The organism is Neolewinella sp., from assembly GCF_965214665.1.
Taxonomy (GTDB): Bacteria; Bacteroidota; Bacteroidia; order Chitinophagales; family Saprospiraceae; genus Neolewinella.
The window spans coordinates 17,718-37,533 of the sequence record NZ_OZ243970.1 but is presented as its reverse complement, the minus strand read 5'-3'; the positions used below and the strand labels follow the sequence as shown (position 1 = coordinate 37,533).

Annotated in this window: 19 protein-coding genes; 12 read left to right on the top strand and 7 right to left on the bottom strand. The window is 60.3% G+C overall.

The window, feature by feature from the left end; all coding sequences use genetic code 11:
* Positions 1 to 128 precede the first annotated feature (128 nt).
* Complete coding sequence (locus ACOOHD_RS00525; RefSeq protein ID WP_420459612.1) at positions 129 to 638, bottom strand: DUF6155 family protein; 510 nt, start codon at positions 636 to 638, stop codon at positions 129 to 131.
* A gap of 34 nt (positions 639 to 672) precedes the next feature.
* Here ACOOHD_RS00525 and ACOOHD_RS00520 point away from each other — a divergent pair, with 34 nt between their 5' ends.
* Positions 673 to 1,206: a YdeI/OmpD-associated family protein gene (locus ACOOHD_RS00520; protein WP_420459611.1), complete on the top strand. Its 534-nt coding sequence runs from the start codon at positions 673 to 675 to the stop codon at positions 1,204 to 1,206.
* Between the two features lie 66 nt (positions 1,207 to 1,272).
* Positions 1,273 to 4,416, top strand: a complete 3,144-nt coding sequence (locus tag ACOOHD_RS00515) for a WD40/YVTN/BNR-like repeat-containing protein (protein WP_420459610.1) — start codon at positions 1,273 to 1,275, stop codon at positions 4,414 to 4,416.
* Between the two features lies 1 nt (position 4,417).
* On the opposite strand, the gene ACOOHD_RS00510 is transcribed toward ACOOHD_RS00515, so the two are convergent.
* A complete protein-coding gene (locus tag ACOOHD_RS00510) occupies positions 4,418 to 6,190 on the bottom strand; it encodes a DUF885 domain-containing protein (protein WP_420459609.1) in 1,773 nt (590 codons plus the stop codon).
* A 211-nt stretch (positions 6,191 to 6,401) separates the two neighbouring features.
* On the opposite strand from ACOOHD_RS00510, the gene ACOOHD_RS00505 reads away from it, so the two are divergent.
* Positions 6,402 to 8,288 (top strand): sodium:solute symporter family protein, encoded by a 1,887-nt coding sequence (locus ACOOHD_RS00505; RefSeq protein ID WP_420459608.1) that lies wholly within the window; start codon positions 6,402 to 6,404, stop codon positions 8,286 to 8,288.
* Here the strand turns inward: ACOOHD_RS00505 and ACOOHD_RS00500 are convergent.
* Positions 8,285 to 8,785 carry a GreA/GreB family elongation factor gene (locus tag ACOOHD_RS00500; RefSeq protein WP_420459607.1) on the bottom strand — a complete coding sequence of 167 codons (501 nt, stop codon included), beginning with the start codon at positions 8,783 to 8,785 and terminating at the stop codon, positions 8,285 to 8,287. The two genes, ACOOHD_RS00505 and ACOOHD_RS00500, sit on opposite strands and share 4 nt — an antisense overlap.
* Before the next feature lie 65 nt (positions 8,786 to 8,850).
* On the opposite strand from ACOOHD_RS00500, the gene ACOOHD_RS00495 reads away from it, so the two are divergent.
* From ACOOHD_RS00495 to ACOOHD_RS00485, 3 genes are read left to right on the top strand one after another with little or no spacing between them, the layout of a single operon-like run.
* Complete coding sequence (locus ACOOHD_RS00495) at positions 8,851 to 9,138, top strand: AbrB/MazE/SpoVT family DNA-binding domain-containing protein (RefSeq protein WP_420459606.1); 288 nt, start codon at positions 8,851 to 8,853, stop codon at positions 9,136 to 9,138.
* The gene (locus tag ACOOHD_RS00490; protein WP_420459605.1) at positions 9,135 to 9,578 is read left to right on the top strand and encodes a type II toxin-antitoxin system VapC family toxin; all 444 of its coding nucleotides are present in this window, start codon (positions 9,135 to 9,137) and stop codon (positions 9,576 to 9,578) included. Before ACOOHD_RS00495 ends, ACOOHD_RS00490 begins: the two co-directional genes overlap by 4 nt.
* On the top strand, positions 9,568 to 10,404 hold the full coding sequence (locus ACOOHD_RS00485; protein WP_420459604.1) for an O-methyltransferase: 837 nt from the start codon (positions 9,568 to 9,570) through the stop codon (positions 10,402 to 10,404). Before ACOOHD_RS00490 ends, ACOOHD_RS00485 begins: the two co-directional genes overlap by 11 nt.
* A gap of 34 nt (positions 10,405 to 10,438) precedes the next feature.
* Here the strand turns inward: ACOOHD_RS00485 and ACOOHD_RS00480 are convergent, their stop codons facing one another.
* Genes ACOOHD_RS00480 through ACOOHD_RS00465 form a run of 4 tightly spaced genes read right to left on the bottom strand, consistent with a single transcriptional unit; the run spans position 10,439 to position 13,387 of the window.
* Positions 10,439 to 10,705, bottom strand: a complete 267-nt coding sequence (locus ACOOHD_RS00480) for a chaperone modulator CbpM (protein WP_420459603.1) — start codon at positions 10,703 to 10,705, stop codon at positions 10,439 to 10,441.
* A gap of 19 nt (positions 10,706 to 10,724) precedes the next feature.
* Positions 10,725 to 11,657: a DnaJ C-terminal domain-containing protein gene (locus tag ACOOHD_RS00475; protein WP_420459602.1), complete on the bottom strand. Its 933-nt coding sequence runs from the start codon at positions 11,655 to 11,657 to the stop codon at positions 10,725 to 10,727.
* An 18-nt stretch (positions 11,658 to 11,675) separates the two neighbouring features.
* Positions 11,676 to 12,425, bottom strand: a complete 750-nt coding sequence (locus tag ACOOHD_RS00470; protein ID WP_420459601.1) for a phosphatase PAP2 family protein — start codon at positions 12,423 to 12,425, stop codon at positions 11,676 to 11,678.
* 50 nt (positions 12,426 to 12,475) lie between these two features.
* Positions 12,476 to 13,387: a hypothetical protein gene (locus ACOOHD_RS00465; protein ID WP_420459600.1), complete on the bottom strand. Its 912-nt coding sequence runs from the start codon at positions 13,385 to 13,387 to the stop codon at positions 12,476 to 12,478.
* Positions 13,388 to 13,557: 170 nt separating this feature from the next.
* Here ACOOHD_RS00465 and ACOOHD_RS00460 point away from each other — a divergent pair, with 170 nt between their 5' ends.
* From ACOOHD_RS00460 to ACOOHD_RS00435, 6 genes are all read left to right on the top strand, one after another.
* Entirely contained in the window at positions 13,558 to 15,522 is a 1,965-nt protein-coding gene (locus ACOOHD_RS00460) for an OmpA family protein (RefSeq protein ID WP_420459599.1), read from the top strand.
* A 58-nt stretch (positions 15,523 to 15,580) separates the two neighbouring features.
* Complete coding sequence (locus tag ACOOHD_RS00455; RefSeq protein WP_420459598.1) at positions 15,581 to 15,964, top strand: hypothetical protein; 384 nt, start codon at positions 15,581 to 15,583, stop codon at positions 15,962 to 15,964.
* A 12-nt stretch (positions 15,965 to 15,976) separates the two neighbouring features.
* Entirely contained in the window at positions 15,977 to 16,444 is a 468-nt protein-coding gene (locus ACOOHD_RS00450; RefSeq protein ID WP_420459597.1) for a DUF4920 domain-containing protein, read from the top strand.
* A 260-nt stretch (positions 16,445 to 16,704) separates the two neighbouring features.
* Positions 16,705 to 17,208 carry an RNA polymerase sigma factor gene (locus ACOOHD_RS00445; RefSeq protein WP_420459596.1) on the top strand — a complete coding sequence of 168 codons (504 nt, stop codon included), beginning with the start codon at positions 16,705 to 16,707 and terminating at the stop codon, positions 17,206 to 17,208.
* A gap of 308 nt (positions 17,209 to 17,516) precedes the next feature.
* Positions 17,517 to 18,320, top strand: coding sequence for a serine O-acetyltransferase (locus tag ACOOHD_RS00440; protein ID WP_420459595.1), 804 nt, complete (start codon positions 17,517 to 17,519; stop codon positions 18,318 to 18,320).
* A gap of 71 nt (positions 18,321 to 18,391) precedes the next feature.
* On the top strand, positions 18,392 to 19,789 hold the full coding sequence (locus ACOOHD_RS00435; protein WP_420459594.1) for a DEAD/DEAH box helicase: 1,398 nt from the start codon (positions 18,392 to 18,394) through the stop codon (positions 19,787 to 19,789).
* The last annotated feature ends 27 nt before the right edge of the window (positions 19,790 to 19,816 follow it).

Sequence of the window (19,816 nt, the reverse complement as noted above, 5' to 3'; positions counted from 1 at the left end):
ATGCAAAGCCGATCGCGGCAACCAACTTACACAATCTACACAAGAATTCCAAGCGATGTACCGACTAATTATGTAAATACACCTAATTATTTTGCACTTCGCCATATTCCCTAGCTTATTCTTCGACTTCACTCTCTCCAATAGTTTTGGAAGATGGGCCAAAGGCTGTGTCGTCGATCGCGCCGCTGCCCTTCGAATAGCTCCGCCAGCTGGCGCGCACCACCGGCAAAGTAATCTAGCAGCACCTCCCGTTCGGCCATCTCACAGGCCTGGGCGAAGGTCTTGACGGTGCTGGCGTGGAAGGCCTCGCTATCTACGCGGCGGGCACCGATGTACTCGGTCATCAGTTCGGCGCGGTAGAAGTAGAGCTCGACCAGGTCCTTGGGGTAGATCGAGATGGCAGCAAAGCGCTTGATCAGCTTGCTGGACACCGAGCGGCCGCGCTTACCCCGGCCGCGGGTGGGAAAGAAAGCTTTGCGCATTCCAGCCTTGTACTTGTCGATGACCTTTTTGGGGTCGGTGAGCTCCATCGTATAGTACTCGCGCAGGACGGGGAAGCGGGTATAGAGTTTCTGCAGTTCCGCCCGCAGCTCATCCTCCTCCAGATGATCGAGGTACTTGTTGAAATCGCGTTTCATAACTTGGTGCAAGAACGCCAAAAATCTTCCACCCGTGGCGCAGCTCACCACTACCCTTTCGGACGCCGCCGAAGACTTGAATTACGGAGACGTCTACTACACCGTCTTCCCCATTCCGCACGAGGTCGTAGCGCAACTGCTGGAGCGGGAGGAAAATGCCAGCCGGGTCATCTGCCACATCAACGGGTCCGGTAGTATCCACTCCGGACTCATGCCGGACGGGAAGGGTAACTTCTTCATAACCGTCAGCAAGGCAGTGCGGGAGCGCTTCGGCTTAGTACTGGGAGACCGAGTGGCGCTTGAGTTACTGCCCGACGCAAGTACCTATGGCATCCCCCTTCCGGCCGAGGTCGCCGAGCTCTGGGATATCGACCCCGCGGCATACGCCGTATTTCACCGGCTCACCCCCGGCAAACAGCGCAGCCTGCTCTACCAGATCGATAAGCTCAAAGGATTGGAGGCCCGGGCCAAAAAGGCCGTTCAAATCCACGACTACCTGAAATCCGTCGACGGCAAGCTGGACTACCGCGAGCTCAATGCCTACATCAAGGCGGACAATCGCCGCTAGGTAGCCCCAGCAGCAGGAGCCTCACGGTCTGACAACTGCCGTTTATCTTGGTAGCAAATAACGACGATGAAATTACTCCCCACCCTGCTCCTACTGCTCTGCTTCCCACTACTTGCCCCCGCCCAGGGGGTGGCCGACACCACCCGCAGCGAGCGATTCAAAAGCCTGGAATTTCGCAACATCGGTCCTTTCCGTGGGGGGAGGAGCAACGCGGTCACCGGGGTACCCGGCTACCCGCTGCGCTACTACTTCGGTGGGGTGGGCGGCGGCATTTTCCGGACCGACGACGCCGGCCACCACTGGCGTAATATCTCCGACGGCCAGCTCAATACCGGTTCCATTGGTGCCCTTACCGTAGCCCCCTCCGACCCTAACGTACTCTACGCCGGCACCGGCGAGCACGCCGTACGGGGAGTAATGACCTCGGCCGGCGATGGCGTCTACCGCAGTGGCGATGGAGGCGCTACCTGGCAGCACCTTGGCATGGACAGTAGCCGGCACATTGCAGAAATCGTAGTGCACCCTCAGGATCCCGACCACGTCTACGTAGCCGTGCAGGGAGCCGTATACGGCGAGAGCGAAGAGCGTGGAGTATACCGTAGCACCGATGGCGGACAGCACTGGGAGCGGGTCCTCTACGTCGATGCCACCACGGGTGCCGCCGACTTAAGCATGGACCCCACCAACCCACGTGTGCTCTACGCCGGTATGTGGGATCACCGCCGCTACCCCTGGACCGTCCGCAGCGGCGGTCCCGGCAGCGGACTCTACAAAACCACCGACGGAGGCACCACCTGGAACCAACTTACGGAGGGCCTGCCCGACACCCTGGGCAAGGTAGCCGTATCGGTCAGTCCCGCCCGCCCAAACCGTGTGTTCGCCAACCTCGAAGCAGCGGGGGATAGCGGCGGCGTCTACCGCAGCGATGACGGCGGCAAGAGCTGGCAACAGACCAGTAAGGACCGCATCACCGTTGCCCGGGCCTGGTACTACATCGAGATCTTTGCCGACCCGGTCAATCCGAACCAGGTGTACGTACTGAATGCCCCCGTCCTGAAGTCCATTGACGGCGGGGCCAGCTTCGCCACCATCGAGGTCAACCACGGCGACCAGCACGACCTCTGGATCAACCCCGACAATGCCGATAATATGATCCTGGGCAACGACGGCGGCGCGGCCATCACTTTCGACGGTGGCAGGAGCTGGAGCAGCCAGGACAACCAACCCACCGCCCAGTTCTACCGCGTCATCACCGACCACCAGGTACCCTACCGCATCTACGGCGGCCAGCAGGACAACAGTACCGTCGACATCGTAAGCCGTACCCGCGGCGGCGGCATCGGCACCTCCGACTGGCACCCCACCGCCGGGGGCGAGAGCGCCTTCCTCGCCTTCGACTCCAAAGATCCCCGCTATGTGATGGGCGGCAGTTACCAGGGCAACATCTCGGTGTACGACAACGAAACGGGCACCGAGGTCGACGTCATGGCTACCCCGGTGGCGGGCCTGGCTACCCCACCCTCCGACATGCAGTACCGATTTAACTGGAACGCACCGATCGTTGCCTCCCCCCAGGATCCTAGTGTCTTCTACCACGCGGGCAACAAGGTGCTGCGGTCGCAGGATAGGGGTCGCAGTTGGACCGAGATCAGTCCCGACCTCACCCGCAACGACACCAGCAAACTAGTCGATGGCGGCGGACCCTTCACCAACGAGGGAGCCGGCGGCGAGATCTACGGCACCATCACCTACCTGGTCGCCAGCCCGCACCAGGCGGAGGAGCTCTGGGCCGGCACGGACGACGGCCGCGTGTGGCTGACCCAGAACGAGGGCGGCAACTGGACTGACATCACCCCCGCCGGTATGGGTGAGCACCAGGTGAATGCCATCGAGGTCTCCCCCACCAACCCCGGCACCGCCTACCTGGCCGTGACGAACTACAAGTTCAACGACTTCACCCCCGAAGCCTACCGGACCACCGACCACGGCACTAGCTGGACGCGCATTAGTTCAGATTTCGGTGAAGAGGAGTTTGTGCGCGTCATCCGCGAGGACCCCAAGCGGCCCGAACTGCTCTACGGGGGCAGCGAACGTGGATTGTACCTCTCCTTCGACGCCGGCGCAAGCTGGGAGAAACCGAAGCTGAACCTGCCCGACGTACCCATCCTCGACCTCGTCGTGCACGACAACGACCTGATCGTAGCCACCTCCGGCCGCGCCTTCTGGGTGCTGGACGATCTCGGTGCCCTACAACAAATGGGCCCCGAGCTACCGGAAAGCCCGGCCATCGTAACGCCCAAACCCACCTACCGGTATACACTTAGTTCCGGTGGCGGCCCGGAGGAAGGAGAAGGCGAAAACGCCGCGCCGGGTATCATCATCGACTACTACCTGCCGGAAAAAATGGACAGCAGCGTAGTGACCCTTGAGGTCCTGAATGAAAGCGGCGACGTGATCCGCAGCTACACCAGCCAGCCGGCAAAGACCAAAAGCTGGCCCGGGGGCCCACCCGCCTCCCCGGCCCTACCGGCCGAAACCGGGCTGAATCGCTTCAACTGGGACCTACGCCGCGCTACCCTACCGGCCGTAGAGGGTGTGTTCGTACTGGGTGACTACCGGGGCGGGCTCGTAGCGCCCGGAAGCTATACGTTACGCCTTGCTACCCCGACGGACACCGTCACCACCCAGGCCAAATTACTTGCCGACCCCAGTATCGAGGCTACCCCGGCCGACTATACCGCCCAGGTACGCCTGCTGACGGAGGTAGAGGAAGCGGTACGCGACATCCACCTGTCCGTCAACCGCATGCGCCGCGTGCGCGGGCAGGTCGAAGCGCTGAACACTAACCTACAGGGTATATCCGGCACGGAAGATTTAGTAGCAAAGGGGACAGCCATCCTCGACCGCATCACGGAGTGGGAGAATACCCTCATCCAACCCGAGCAGAAGACCTTCCAGGACGTCATCAACTTCCCCAACCGCCTGAACGCCGAACTGATGAACCTAAAGAGCCGCGTGGACGGCCCCGTACCGGTCGTCACCCAGGGCGCCCAGGCACGGCTGGAGGAGTTGCGGCAAGACTGGCAGACGTACCGCCGCGTACTCGACCGTATCATCGACGAGGATGTAGCCGCCTACAATGCCCTCTACCGCGAGCTTGACCTTCCGGCCCTGCTCGTCCCGCCCGCCGACGAGGCTACCAAGCGGTAGCCTACTTCGCCTCTTCAATCCATGCGTTGACCTTCTGCTCCAGTACCGCCAGCGGTAGACAGCCCCCCTCCAGCACCAGGTCATGGAAGGCCCTAACGTCAAACTCATCCCCCAGCGCCTCCTCTGCCCGGGCCCGTAATTCACGGATTTTTAGCTGACCGACCTTATAGCTCAGCGCCTGCCCGGGGATGGCCATGTACCGCTCGATCTCGGCCACGATGCTCGCCTCGCTCTCGGCCTCGTTGTCGAGGCTGTACTGAATGGCGCGCTCGCGGGTCCAGCCCTTGCTGTGGATACCGGTGTCGACGACCAGGCGGATGGCGCGGTGCATCTCGGCCGAGAGCATACCGAAGTACTGGTAGGGATCTTCGTACAGCCCGAGCTCGCGACCCAGGCTCTCGCTGTACAGGGCCCAGCCCTCGCCGTAGGCCGAATACCAGAGGTTGCGGCGGAAGGCGGGCAGGTCCTCGTTCTCCTGCGTGAGGCTCACCTGGTAATGGTGGCCGGGGATGGCCTCGTGCAGGAAAAGGTCCTCGTCGCTAAAGACGTTGTACGCTTCCACGTCCGGGATGGGGACGTAGAAGATGCCGGGGCGGCTACCGTCCTGACTACCGGGATTGTACTCCGCCGAGGCACTGGCCTCCCGAAAGGCCTCCGTGCGGCGCACCTCGAAGGCGGTCTTGGGTACTTTGTTAAAAAGCACCGCGAGCTGCGGCTTCATGCGTTCGTAGATCGACTCGAAGTTGGCGATCACCTGTTCCGGCTCGGTAAAGGGCATGAGCTCGGGGCGGGTGCGGACGTAGTCGAAAAAGTCCTGTAGCTCGCCGTCGAAGCCCACCTCGGCCTTCACGCTTTCCATCTCGCCGCGCAGGCGGGCCACCTCACTAAGGCCGAGCTCGTGAATCTCATCGGCCCCCATGTCGGTGGTGGTATAGAGCTTGATGAGGTAGTTGTAGTAGGTCTTCCCGTTCGGGATGGCGTCGATACCGCTGCTGCTGCGGGTCTGCGGCAGGTACTCATCGCGCACGTAAGCCGTCAGGTCGGTGAACAGTGGGATGATGCGCTGACCGACCATGCGTTTGTACTCCTCGGTGAGGCGGCTGCGGTCGTCGGTGCTGAGGCTATCCATCATTTTCACCGGACTGTAGAAGAGGTGGTTCTCTAGGGGTTCTTCGGATAGACTTTCGAGCTGCGGTAGCAGTTTTTCGGCCAGGGGGCGGGGCAGTACGTAGCCTTGGGCCAAGCCGCGCTGTAGGTTGACCTTGGCGGTGTCCATCATTACGGCGAAATCTTCCAGGCGCGCCAGCCACTTCTCGTAGTCCTCGGCGGTCCGGAAGGGCTGGGCGCTCTGTCCGCTGGCCAGTTGTCCGATCATCAGGTGGGGGCTATCGAACTGGTCGAGGGGCAGCAGCTCGGTGTGGAAGTCAAAACCCTGGAGGGCAATGTTGAGGTCCCAGTCGAGCACGTCGTAGCTCACCCGGTCGGTGGGCCCGAGGGCATCGCGGTCGATCTGCTGCAGGCGCTGCAGGTGGTCCTGGAAAAAGGCGCGACTTTCTTCCTTATACTCCCGGGCGAGCATATTGGGCAGGCGGTCGTTGTAGCGGTCGTCGCCCAGGAAGGTGGCCTCGAGGGGGTTGAGCTGGAGGCGGCCTTCCTGGTAGTCGGTGAGGAGCTGCTGAAAGGTGGCGGTGGTGGCGGGGTCGCGGGTGCTGGGCTCCTCTACGGGGCTGCAGGCGAGGAGGGTAGAAAGGAGCAACATCAGGAGGTAGCGCATGGGATAAAAGTACAATGCTGCCTCCGGCAGCGGCAGAAAAATGCAGCCTCTGGCTGCGCTAAATGCTGCCAGCTCTTGCTACTCAAGGCGCTCATCAGACCGGATGTTATCTTTCGCGTTGCCTCGGTCGCCGCCAGGGCGGCTCTCGCAGCTGGAGGCTGCTACGTCTACCACGGCCGGAGGCCGCATTGTACTCACTTACCTTACGCCAATGGATTTCGCACTTCACCCCATCGACATCGGGATCATCGTCCTGTACATCCTTTTGACCATCGGTATTGGCTTTTACATCTCCAAAAAGGCCAGTAGCAGTATCGAGAACTACTTCCTCGGGGGCAACGAGATCAAGTGGCAGTTCCTCGGCCTGAGCAACGCCTCGGGCATGTTCGATATATCGGGGACGATGTGGATGGTGACGCTGCTTTTTATCTACGGCCTGAAGTCGGTGTGGATCCCGTGGCTCTGGCCGGTGTTTAACCAGATATTCATGATGGTCTTCTTGTCGATCTGGCTCAGGCGGTCGGGGGTGATGACGGGGGCGGAGTGGATTCGCTTCCGCTTCGGCGACGGGCTGGGTTCGCGGCTATCGCACATCGTGGTGGTGCTTTTTGCCATACTGGTGGTGATCGCTAACGTGGCCTTCGGTTTTCTAGGCATCGGCAAGTTTGCGGCGGCTTTTCTGCCCTTCCAGCTCTCACCCGACGCCTACTGGAACGAAATGTACTGGGCCATCATCTTTACCGTGCTTACCACGGGCTACGTGATCAAGGGGGGCATGTACTCCGTGGTATTTACCGAGGTACTGCAGTACGTGATCATGACCATTGCCAGTATCGCCGTGGGGGTGATCGCGATGCAGCAGATCTCGCCGGAGATGCTGGCCGCCGTGGTACCCGATGGCTGGGGGCAAATCGGCTTTAGCTGGAACCTGGACCTGAACTGGAGCAACCTCATCCCGGAGGTACAGAATAAGATTAGTGAGGACGGCTACGAGATCTTCGGACTTTTCTTCTCGCTAGTGCTCTTCAAGGGAATTTTGCAGTCGATGGCCGGCCCGGCACCGACCTACGATATGCAGCGGGTGCTCTCCACGGCCACGCCCAAGGACGCGGCCAAGATGAGCGGCTTCGTGAACGTGGTACTGCTCTTCCCCCGCTATATGCTTATTGCCGGACTTACGGTTTTGGCCCTGGTCTACTTCAGCGACGATTTGCGCGGCATGGGTCCGGACGTCGACTTCGAGCAGATCCTACCCTTTACCCTGCGCGAATTTATTCCGACCGGACTGCTGGGGCTCCTGATCGCCGGACTGCTAGCGGCCTTTATGTCCACTTTCGCCGCCGCGGTCAATGCCGCGCCTGCTTACCTAGTCAACGACATCTATAAGCGCTACCTCAACCCCAATGCTCCGGAGCGCACCTACGTTAACATGAGTTACCTAGCCAGCGCCGGCGTGGTCGTGGTAGGCTGCGTGTTCGGCTTATTCCTGGATAGCCTAGATAGCATCATCAACTGGCTGGTCAGCGGACTCTACGGCGGCTACACCGCGGCCAACTTGCTAAAGTGGTACTGGTGGCGCTTTAACGCCTACGGCTACTTCTGGGGCATGGTGGCCGGTATCCTGGCGGCGCTCATTCTTCCCACCGCCCTACCCGCGCTGGGGTTAGACCTGGACGCCCTACAGGCCTTTCCCATCAACCTGGCGCTGAGTCTGCTGGGCTGCATCGTGGGAAGTCTGGCTACCCCGCCCGATCCGCTGCCGGTGCTTAAGGGCTTCTACTTCCGCACCCGCCCCTGGGGCTTCTGGGGGCCGGTGGTGGATGCCTGTCGGGCCGAGCGTCCCGAACTGGTGGAAAACCGGGCCGCGGGTCGCGATATGGTCAACGTGGCCGTCGGCATCGTGTGGCAAACTGCCATCACGGCCTCGCCCATCTTCATGGTGGTAAAGAACTGGCCCTGGCTCATCGCCTCGCTGGTGGTGGTGACTATCACTACCCTCATCCTGAAGGTAAACTGGTACGATAAGCTGGAGGACTACCCCGCCGATATCACCGCGGAGGAGTACCGCCCAGCTTACGTCGAAGAGCATCACACCTAGTACCGTATCCCTACCACCTCCAGTTGGCGAAGCTCGCCCCCCAGTCGGAAGTCCGCGATCTCCCCTACCCACAGCCCCGTCACCGCCCGGGCGATCGGTGCCGTAAAACTGATCTTGCGCTCCTTCACATTAGCCTCGTCCACGCCCACTATTTGGAACTCCTGGAGCTTACCGGTGGCGACGTGCTTCAGCGTGACGTGGGCACCGAATCGTACTTCCTTCTGCGGTTGCTCCCGGGGGTCGAGGACGCGGGCGGTCGAGATGCGCCGGTCGAGCAGGGCCAGCTTACCGTCGATGACCGTGGCAGCGCGGCGGCGCTCGTCCTCATTGTCCGTAGGCAGGGCGGCCTTCTCCGTTTCCAGTTGCTCCCGTTCGGTGCGTAGGGCTTGCAATCCGGTGGGCGTCACGTAGTTCGTCTCCCCGGCCGGCAGCGGCGAGCGGGGCGGGATGATAGGAAGTTCCTCCTGATCTGATTCTTTGACGAAGCCGCGGGACATGGGTGTAGGTTTGGGGAATGGAACTATATTTGGCAGACAATTGTTTATTGGCAAAAATCATCCTCATGACCGTTACCATCGATAAGTTTGGCCGAGTGCTTATACCAAAGAAAATCAGGTTACGTATCGGCCTACAGGCTGGTGACCGTCTTGCGCTCGAAGTGTCCGAACCGGAAGGAACCGTGGCGTTACATCCACAGCAGAAATCGCCGAAGGAGAAGGTATGGATCGAAACCACCGAATCCGGGTGGCCGATTATTCATTATCTCGACGGCAAGGTACGGGACTTCGATGTAGTAGATATGATACGTGAAGGTCGCGAAGAGCGTGGGCGAAAGGTGGCTGGCCTGTGATCAGTTACGTTGATACCTCCGTTATTCTACCGGCTTTGAGTGCGAAACACCCCATGCACCGAGTTTGTCGCGCCACTGTAGTGCGCGCTGCCGAGGAGGGTACGGTGTGGACTACTACGTTACATACCTATGCCGAACTCTATCACCACCTGACTAAACCCAGCAAACAAGACATTCACTTTATCCCGGCTAAAGTTGAAGGATTACTTCTCGACACGCTTCCCAAAATCTTACAGTTTGTAGAGTTGTCGCAGCAAGACTATGAAGCGGCTATCCGACGGTGCGCCCGGATTGCCCTAGTAGGCGCGGTTATCTACGATGCACTTCATTTTGAGGCTGCCATTAGATGTGAAGCCGAGGTGCTTTATACCGATAATACTAAAGACTTCACTCGCCTGGTTCTTCCTGACGACACCATCAGGGTTCAGGGTGTCCGCTAAGTTCCACTACTGGCTCTTCCGCCTCACCGCCGCACTACACTGGTACCTGCGCGCCCGCACCCGCTACGATGTCCACTCCCCCTTCCTGAGCCACTTCGTCCGCGAGGTGTACACTGACGACCGGCACTACCACGCCTTCGACCTCGTCCCGCAGCTGCGCCGGTACTGGGAGGGGCGCTCGGAGATGGTCCCTCTACAGTCGCTCGGCGCACCTAGCCAGACGACCAGGCGCACCCAGCGTACCGCCGCCAGCCTGGTACGCTCCAGTGCCATCTCCGACCGCTCGGGTCGCCTGCTCTTCCGCCTGACCCTGTGGCTGCGGCCGGAGCGCATCGTGGAGTTCGGCACCAATGCCGGTATCTCCACCGTGTATCTCCACGCCGCCGATACCCGTACCCCACTGCTTACCGTAGAGGGCAACGCGGCCGTGGCTGCCCTGGCCACCGAGACTCTTCAACAAGCCGGAGTGACACAAGCTGTGCAGCCGCACATCGCTACCTTTCACGATTGGTTAGCCCACCACGCCGATCTCCCCCCCTGCCGCCTACTGGCGTTCCTCGACGGTGACCACCGCTACCGGCCTACGCTCGATTACGTCAATCAGTTACTCCGACAGGCAACCAATGAAAGCGTGATCGTGGTAGCCGACATTCACTGGTCGCGGGGCATGGAACGGGCCTGGAACGAACTGCGACAGCACCCCCGGGTGACCGCATCAATAGATACCTACCACTTCGGTATCCTCTTCTTGCGCCCGCAGCTGAACGGCCCCCACCTGACGCTCATTCCTACCCGGTACAAGCCCTGGCGGGTGGGCTTTTTTTAGGCGTTGGACGCTTTAAAGCGTCCAACGCCGGTCGTCAAAGGTCCTCCACCCTACCCCGCCCCTCGATCCGCTCCACCAGGCGCAGGATGATATCGATGCCCGGTGCATTCACACCCAGGTCGTTGCGCAGCCGTAGCGCCCGCTCGATGCGCGGCACCTGATCCTCGGGGATAAGCAGGATCTCGCTCTGCTGCTGCACCTCGAAGATCCCATGGTCCAGGAACTCTTCGATGACCACGGTCTCGCAGTGGTGGAAGGCGCAAAATTGCTGTACGGTGATGTAGGCTACTCCGGGCTTCATGGGTCTAGCGTTTAGGCGGCTAGCGGCCGGCCAGTTTCGTGAAGGCTTCTCGTTCGGTGGCGGTGAGGGACTCCGGCAATTTGACCGTCAGATCGAGGTAGAGATCGCCGCTACCGCCCTGTTTGTACTTAGGCAGTCCCTTACCCTTTAGCCGTACCCTTTTTCCGTTGGGTGTGTTTTCCGCGACGGGCAGATTTACCGCACCAGTCGGCGTCTGCACGGTGATCTTACCGCCGAGCAGCATGGTATACAGGTCTACCTCCTCCGTTTTGTAGAGGTCGGCGCCCTCGCGGCGGTAGTCCGGCGGCGTAGCGACGCGGAAGGTGATGTAGAGGTCGCCGGCCGGTCCGCCGTTCATGCCGGGACTACCCTGCCCGCGTAGGCGCAGTGTCTGTCCATCCTCCACTCCCGCAGGAATAGTGACGCGGAGTTGCTTGTCGCCGACAGTGAGTACCTGCTTGTTGTCCTCCAGTACGTCCTGCAGACTGACCCGGAGTTCGGCTTCGATATCGCGGCCGCGGTAGGCCCGGGCACCGCCACCGGCGCCACCGAAGCCTCCACCCCCGAAGCCTGCACCTGCGGCCCCGCCGAACATGTCACGGAAGAAGTCGGAAAAATCGGCCCCCTCGGCGCCACCGGAGTAGGTGTACTGTCCGCCGAAGGGATTACCGCCGCCGCCACCAAATCCGCCTCCCTGCTGCCGGGCCTGCTCGAAGGCCTCGGCGTGCTCCCAGTCCTTGCCGTACTTATCGTACTTCTTGCGCTTTTCCGGGTCGGAGAGCACGGCGTAGGCTTCATTGACGGCCTTGAACTTCTGCTCGGCGTCCTTATCGTCGGGGGCTACGTCGGGGTGGTACTTGCGGGCCAGTTTACGGAAGGCCTTTTTGAGCTGCTTGTCGTCGGCCGACTTATCGACGCCGAGCGTTTGGTAGTAGTCGATGAACTGTGCCATGCGGGTGGGGGGTGTGGGTTATTCCGCCCCGGTCTTGTGGAGGCTCGGTACCGTGAGTGCAACGATCGTGCCGATGGCCGTACCGACCAGCACGTCGGTGAAAAAATGGCGGCCTGCCCGCATGCGCCCGTAGCTGACCGCCGTGGGCAACAGGGCCGCGCCCAGCCAGATGTAGGGCCGCGCGTTGCTGTTGGGATATAGGTCGTTGTAGAGCTTGGCGGCGGTGAAGGCAAAGTAGGCCGTAGTGGCGCTGTGCCCGCTAAAGAAGGAGTAGCGGCTCGATTTCCGGAGCTTGGTGTCCAGCGGGGCGTCGACATTGTAGGTGTAGGGGCGGGGTCGGCGTACCAGCACTTTTGTCAGGTTGATGAGGCCGGAGTTGATCATGGCACCCTCGAAGACGATCAGCGCCATGCGGTCGAAATTATCGCGGCCGGGCCGGTCCAGGAGCAGGAAGAAGGGGCTGGCAAAACTGGCTAGCAGCAGCTTGTCCGTACCCTCGTCCGCATTAAGCGACAACTGGCGCAGGCTGAAGCGGTCGATCTTCGGCACCCGGTCGATCTCCAGGATAGCTACGTCGTCCTCGGTCAGCGGACTCACCCGCCGGTCCAGCAGCACGGAGGTCGTGGTCAGGGCCCCACCAAGGCCCAGTAGGACGGCATTGGTGGTGTTACTGGGATTGTAGGGCTGTACCGTGAGCCCCTGGGCGGGCAGCAGGGCCGAAAACAGCAGCGAAAAAACGAGGACTAGAAGGGTAAGTAGACGAGCCATGTAAGCAATACCTTAATGTATGAAGACAACCCCACCCACCGACCTTTGTGCTACCGCAGGCCCAATTCGCTACGCAGCGCAGCGTCCTTAGCGGCGTTCAGCTGCCAGTAGGCCTGCTGGTTCTGCGCCTCCAGGGTGGCCGTGGTGGTGAGTAGCTCACCGCGGTCGGGGTAGGTCTCGGTCCACTCGCGGATCACGTAAGGTGCCGCCCGGTCGAAGGTCACGGTAAAGCGGCGCTCCAGTTCCGGATAGTCGATGACGTAGGTGCGGGTGGTTTCACCAGGGGCTTCTAGCTGGGCCTCGGCGGTGTAGGCGCGGTAGTCCTGGTGGGTCAGCAGGAGGTAGCTCGTCGGCGGTAGCACTTGGAAAGTGCCCTCGGGCAGGGCATCACCGGCGATACGGATACGGTTGAACACCTCGTCCTCTAGGAAGTCGGCTGCTAGGCTAGTAGCTACATCCCCCTCCCGCTCGAAGTAGCTCCGCAGTTGCATATCGTAGCTCGCGCCCCGGTCGTAGTTCAGCTGCGTAAAGCTCTGTCCGCACCAGTCCTGGCTACTCGTGGTCACCTTTAGTGTTTGCGGCTGCTGGGCCGCATTCGTGGGCGTAAACACCGAGCTCATGATCGAGTAGTCGTATAGCCCGGTAGTGAAGCGCTTGATCAGGTTGGTCTTCAGTACCGGCGCGCTATTGGGGTTCTCGTTCGCATCATTCTTCACCTGGCGGTCGGTCAGGAAATCCTCGGTGACCTGGATGAGTACGGCCTGTCCGTCGCGCAGCTCCCCGTAGCGGGCCTGCCGGAGGCGGTAGGTGCTCAGCTCGGCGGTGCCCTGGTACCAGTAGGTGGGCAGCTCTCCTCCAAACAGGGTCTTGGGCGCGTCCGCAGGTGCGACGAACGTGGTGAGGGGGCGGGGGCTACCGCAGGCCATGAGGGTGCAGGTGAGGAGGAGAAGTGCGCTTCGCATCCCGTAAAGGTAGCAACCAAAAAGCCCCGGCCGCGAGGCGGACGGGGCCAGATTGTTGCAAAAGGTTTACCTTCGCGGCGATAGTTTACTAATGCACTCATTGTACTTGCGGCCCCGTCTGAGGACGGGGCCCAAGCTTTTGTAAACGGATCCCCCAGTGTAACACCGGTATGCGGACCCCCTCCTTAATTCTTCTTGCCCTCGCCTTGTTCATTCCCCGTGCGATTTTCGGCCAGGAACGGACGCGAGAAGAACGCGCCATTATTGCCTTTGACGAAGGGGTACAGCACATCCTCGACGGCAACCTCAAACGGGCTACGAAGTCCCTACGGAAATCGGTGGGCCTGGATACCACCTTTCTGCCCGGCCGCCGCATGCTGGGGTTAGCCTATGACCTCCAGGACGACTACCCGGCCGCGCTGACCGAATACCTTGGGGTGCTGCAGCACGACCCCTACTTTTCGCGGCTGCTGTATTTCAACACGGGCGAGACCTATCTGCGCAATGGGCAGCCGCGGGAGGCGCTGACCTACTTTACAAAGTTCAAGACCCTGCAGGCGGATGACCTAGGCAAGTACGGGCTGGTGGGCGAGCAGGAACAGTCCGTCGAAGCTCAGGTCGTACGCCGCGAGCTCGCGCAGCGCATCCTGGCCGCCCAAATCTCGGCCGATAGCAGCAATTACGTCAACGCCACGGGCCTGTATAATCTCGGGGGACCGGTCAATACTATACAGAACGACTACTTCCCCTTTCTGAGCAACGACCAGGACTACCTCCTCTACACCCGGCAGGGGGAGCACGGAGACGAGGACCTGATCGAGGGCTACCGCCGCCGACCGGAGCGGAACTACAGTATTTCTCGCTTCGGTAGCTTCAATACCAGTCAGCCCGAGGGCATGTGTACCCTGGAACGCGACGGCGAAACCATCTTTTTTACCCTGTGCCATGACGACCCCAAAGCCGGGGGCTGCGATATCCACCGGGGGGTACTCATCGATGGGCGGATCGGGGAGGTGAAAAAGCTACCGGACTACGTCAATTCCAGTACCTGGGACTCGCAGGCGGCCATCAGCTGCGACGGGCAGCAGTTGTTCTTTGCTAGCACGCGGCCCGGTGGAATTGGGGGGAGCGACCTGTACTACTGCACGCTACAGCCCGACGGCAGCTGGTCGGAGCCGCGTAACCTGGGGGCAGCCATTAACACGCCGGAGGACGAGGAGGCCCCTTTCCTGAGCAATGATGCCGAGACGCTCTACTTCTCCAGCATGGGCCACGGGGGGCTGGGCGATCAGGACATTTACTTCAGCCGCCTCGACCGCACGACGGGGCGCTGGGCCGAGGCGGTCAATATCGGTCCACCCATCAACAGCCCCGCCCGCGAGCTCGGTTTTCACCTTACGGCGGATGGCCGGCAGGGGTACTTCGCCAGCGACCGGCCCGGCGGCGAGGGCGGACTTGACATCTACGGGTTTACCCTAAGTGAGAAATTGACGGGCAGGGAGGTTACCTACGTCAGTGGGTACCTCACGGATAGCCTGACGGGGGAGCCCATTGTAAACCAGACCGTGCCGGTGACCGGAGGTGGCGTGTACCGCACGAACTACGCCGGTCGCTTCTTTATCTGCGCTCCACCGGATCGCGCCCTGCCCCTGACCGTCGACCACAACCAGTACCTGCCGTACCGCCGCAGCTTCGACATTCCGCGCTGGGATAATCAGTCGCCCTACCGCATCGATCTGCGCCTGCAACGTAGTGTTGCACCCGCGGCCTCGGCTGCAGCTGCCACACCTACTCCGCCGGTGGCTGCCCCGGTAGACCAGAAGATGGGGGTGTTCTTCAGTCTGGAGAGTGCGGAAGTTACCCCCGAGCAGCAGCGCCTACTGGACCTGATGATTGCCCGGGTGGGTGGCGTGGAGCGGATCGGATCGGTGTTGCTCGAGGGATATACGGACGAGACCGGTACGGCCGATTTCAATCTGAGCCTGAGCCGACGGCGTGCCGAGGCGGTTGCCGCCTACCTATTAGCGCGGGGGCTGGCGGCAGACCGTATCACGGTAGAAGCCCGGGGCATTATGAAACGGACCCTGGCCCGTAAGCTCAAACGGCGGGTGGAAGTGGTGATTCGTCCGCGCTAAGTCCGAACCTTTCCGGGGCCGAAATCCTTTGAGTTGCTACACGTTAACCTATCTTCCTATGCGTCTGCTTGCCCTACTGTTTTTTATTTCCTTCACCACCTTTGCTACGGCACAGGATGCCGGCCCCAAACCGAGCTACTGCGAGGAGGCCCCCACAACCTACGGCACGCCCGGTGGGGACAATATGCCAGCCCTACCCAAATTTGCCACCACGCCCACCAAAGAATACAAGGTGCAGGTTGCTATCCTGCGTTATACCGATCCGTCGGAGTACCCCTTCCACCCCAGTCTGGTGGCCCGCTACCGCCCCTGCGAGCAGGTGTGGGTGGTAGAGAGCCGGCAGAGCTTTGCTAACCGGGAGGAGGCCGTGGCCCTACAGGACACCCTTCAGCAAGCCGGATACAGTGGAAGCTACATCACTGATTTGGTCGCTTACCAGTAAACGATTCCTCCCATGCGCCTACTCCTGAGCTTACTGAGCTTTAGTCTCCTACTGGCCTGCGGTAGCCGCCGCGATGCGGTCCCAACCGAAAGCTTCGGGGCAGGCTTCGAGGCCGAAAGGGTGGTACCCGCCGATCGACTACTGGCCACCTACTCACCCGAAGAGCTGACCGATAGCGTGCACACTACCCTAAGGGGCCGCGTAAACGAGGTTTGCCAGGCCAAGGGCTGCTGGATGATAGTAGCAGCCGGTAACGGGGAGGAAATGATGGTTAAGTTTCGGGATTATGGCTTCTTCGTACCCAAAGACATCGCAGAGCGTGAGGTGATCCTGCACGGAGTAGCTTACTACCAGGTGACCTCCGTAGACGAACTGCGCCACTACGCGGAGGACGCCGGCCAGTCGCCCGAGGAGATTGCACGTATCGACACGCCAAAACGAGAGTTACGCTTTTTAGCGGACGGGGTGCAGTTGCTATAGTTGACGAACGATCCCTCTGGAAAAAGCCCAGAACTGCACGTTCCGGGCTTTTTTATTGCCCTTTTCTTAAATAGCGGCAAAAATCGCCGATCATGACTGTATTTAGTCAGAAGGCGGGATTTAGTACACCAAGGTTGTTTGGGCAATTTTATAAATGACTAATAATCAGGTAGTTAAATTTTTGGCACACCCTTTGATAAACGGAGGCCGAGTACAAGTGGCGTTGCCACGACATTATGAGTAACAGTAACTATTGCACGATGACCAACCAAGAATTCACCCAGGAGATCAATAAGCTAGAAAATCTGCTGTTCTCCTTTGCTCTGCGCCTAACCCGCAACCACCAGGATGCCCAGGATCTGATGCAGGAGACTAGCATGCGGGCCTACCGGCACCGCGACAAATTTACCATGGGTACCAACTTTAAAAGTTGGGTATCGACCATAATGCGCAACACCTACATCAACCGCTACCGCAAGGAAAAAAGCCGTAAGCACGTGAACCAACCAATCGAAACCTTCACATTTGCCCTTGAGAACACAAGTGCTATTCCCAACCAGGGCGAACACGACATGCGGTTGAAGGAACTCAATCGTATGATGAGTACCATCGGAGAGATCTACAGCGTTCCGTTTTTGATGTTCTACCGGGGCTACGAGTACAAGGAGATCGCCGCTCACCTCAATATCCCTATCGGTACCGTCAAAAGCCGCATCTTCCTGGCCCGTCAGAAAATGAAGGGCATGATCGGTGCGCGCAACTAATTCCACCCAGCCCTACTAACGACCCACGCCGCCCCCACCAGCGGCACCACTGCCCGCAGTGTTGAAGAATACTTTGTTTAGTTTACTGAGAGACGACGTTTTCTACATCATCTTTTGAGACGGCAAACACAATTATTTTTGAGTTTTGGAGTGTAAGACCTGACTTTATCTTTAACATCTTTCCAAACAAGCCCAGCTTTATTTATCCAGACGTGGGTCTCAACCCCCACACTACATTGACCCTTATCGAGCCGGCCCCGAGTCGGCTCTTTTTTTGCCCCGCCGGGTGGTAGCGTACCTTTAGCTTTATGGACGAAGCCTTTCTCCGCCACCTGTACCGGGAGCACCACCGGGTAAATAAACTGCCCTCCCCCCGGCTCATCGCCGACTGGCTTGACGGTATCCTCCAGTTTCTGTTTCCGGAAATGAGTGAGCTTCGTTTCGAGACGGAGCAGGCCTTCCGACAACACTACCGCACCAACGACTTAAAGCTATTTACCATTCTTGACGCCCTCGCCGAGCACCTCACGGTGCCGGCGGATGAAATACGATCAGGCTTCGAGGAGCAGCTACCCGCCATCCACGCTACGCTCATCGAGGACGCGGAGGCTATCCTGGCGGGTGATCCCGCGGCGGTGAGCCGCGTGGAGGTTATCACGACATATCCCGGCTTCTACACCCTGGCCGTACACCGCATCGCTCACTGTATGCATGGTCTCGGCGTGGTACTGTTGGCCCGCATGCTGTCCGAGATCGCCCACGGCAAGACCGGCATTGAGATTCACCCCGCTGCCCGTATTGGTAGGCGTTTTTGTATCGACCACGGTACTGGGATAGTCATCGGAGAGACCGTCCAAATCGGCAATGGCGTCAAGATGTACCAGGGGGTGACCCTCGGCGCGCTTAGTGTCCAGAAGGAAATGGCCCGTACCAAGCGCCACCCTACCATCGGGGACCGGGTGGTAATTTATGCCGGGGCAACTATCCTGGGGGGTGATACGGTAATTGGGGCCGATAGCATCATCGGGGGCAATACTTGGATCGTGAAAAGCGTAGCGGCGGGTAGTCGGATTTACTACGATTGGCGGGTTCCGGAGCGACCGGTAAAATAAGCTGTACTTTCGCGCATTAGTATAGTGCGTGGGCTGGAAGAACTAGGGCTTGCGCGTAAGACAAGTTCCTAATGGATAATACCCCAGATCAGACCCCCCCCGTAGAGGAAGAGGTGGTCTACTTCGACGAGCTAGACCTCGTGGACGAATTACTCGATGCCCTCGACGATATGGGCTTCGAAGTGTGTACCCCCATCCAGGCCCAGGCCATCCCCCCCTCGCTGGAGGGCCGTGACGTGCTGGCCGTAGCTCAGACCGGCACCGGTAAAACGGCCGCCTTCCTGCTGCCCATTCTCGATAAGCTCACCCGCGAGCCCGTCAAGAAGGTCAATACCATCATCCTGGAGCCCACCCGCGAGCTGGCCATGCAGGTGGACCGGCAGCTGGAAGGGTTCAGCTTCTATACCCCGGCCTCCTCCATCGCCATCTACGGCGGGCGCGACGGTCACAGTATGGAGCGGGAGAAGAACGCCCTCAAGACCGGTGCCCCCCTGGTGGTCGCTACCCCGGGCCGCCTGATCGCCCACCTGGACCTGGGCTACGCTGACCTGAGTGGCGTGCGCCATCTCGTGCTCGATGAGGCCGACCGCATGCTCGATATGGGCTTCGTCAATGATATGATGAAGATCATCAACCTGCTGCCCAAGGACAAGCTACAGATCCTCTTTTACTCGGCCACGATGCCCACCAAGATCCGCAAGTTCAGTCGCGAGATCCTCAAGGACCCCGTCGAGATCAGCATTGCCATCTCCAAGCCCGCCGAGAAGATCGACCAGAAGGCCTTCGACGTGGCCGACTGGGCCAAGATCAGCCTCATCGAGCACATCCTTAAGGATAAGGTCGACCTGGAGCGCATCCTCATCTTCTGCGGCCGCAAGAAGACCGTGCGCGACCTCACCCGTCGCCTCCAGCGCAGGGGCCACAAGGCCGAGAGCGTCTCCAGTGACCTGGAGCAACAGGAACGCGAGGACCGTCTGGCCGACTTCCGCTCCGGCAAGATCCCCATCGTCATCGCTACCGACGTACTCAGCCGAGGCATCGACATCGACGGCATCGACCTAGTCATCAACTTCGACGTGCCGGGTGATGCCGAAGATTACGTGCACCGCATCGGCCGCACGGCCCGGGCCAGCGCCGAGGGCGAGGCTATCACCCTCATCAGCAAGGAGGACCGCCACCGTTTCCGGCGTATTGAGGAGCTGGTGGATATGAAGGTCCGCCGCATCCCCCTACCCGACGAGCTGGGTGACGCCGAGCCCGGTCAGGGCGGCGGCGACCGAGGTGGCAGCCGGGGGCGGGGCGGCAGTAACCGCGGTCGGGGCCGGGGCAAAAAGCGGTCGGGCGGCAGCGGCAAGCGCGGTGGTGGCGGTGGCCGTAGCCAGAGCAACGACGGCACCCAGCGATCGGACGGCCCGCAGGGGGAAGGAAAGCCTAAGAAATTCGGCCGCCGTAAGCCCCGCCAGGACTAGTGGGCTACTATACAAACGTAGGGGAGT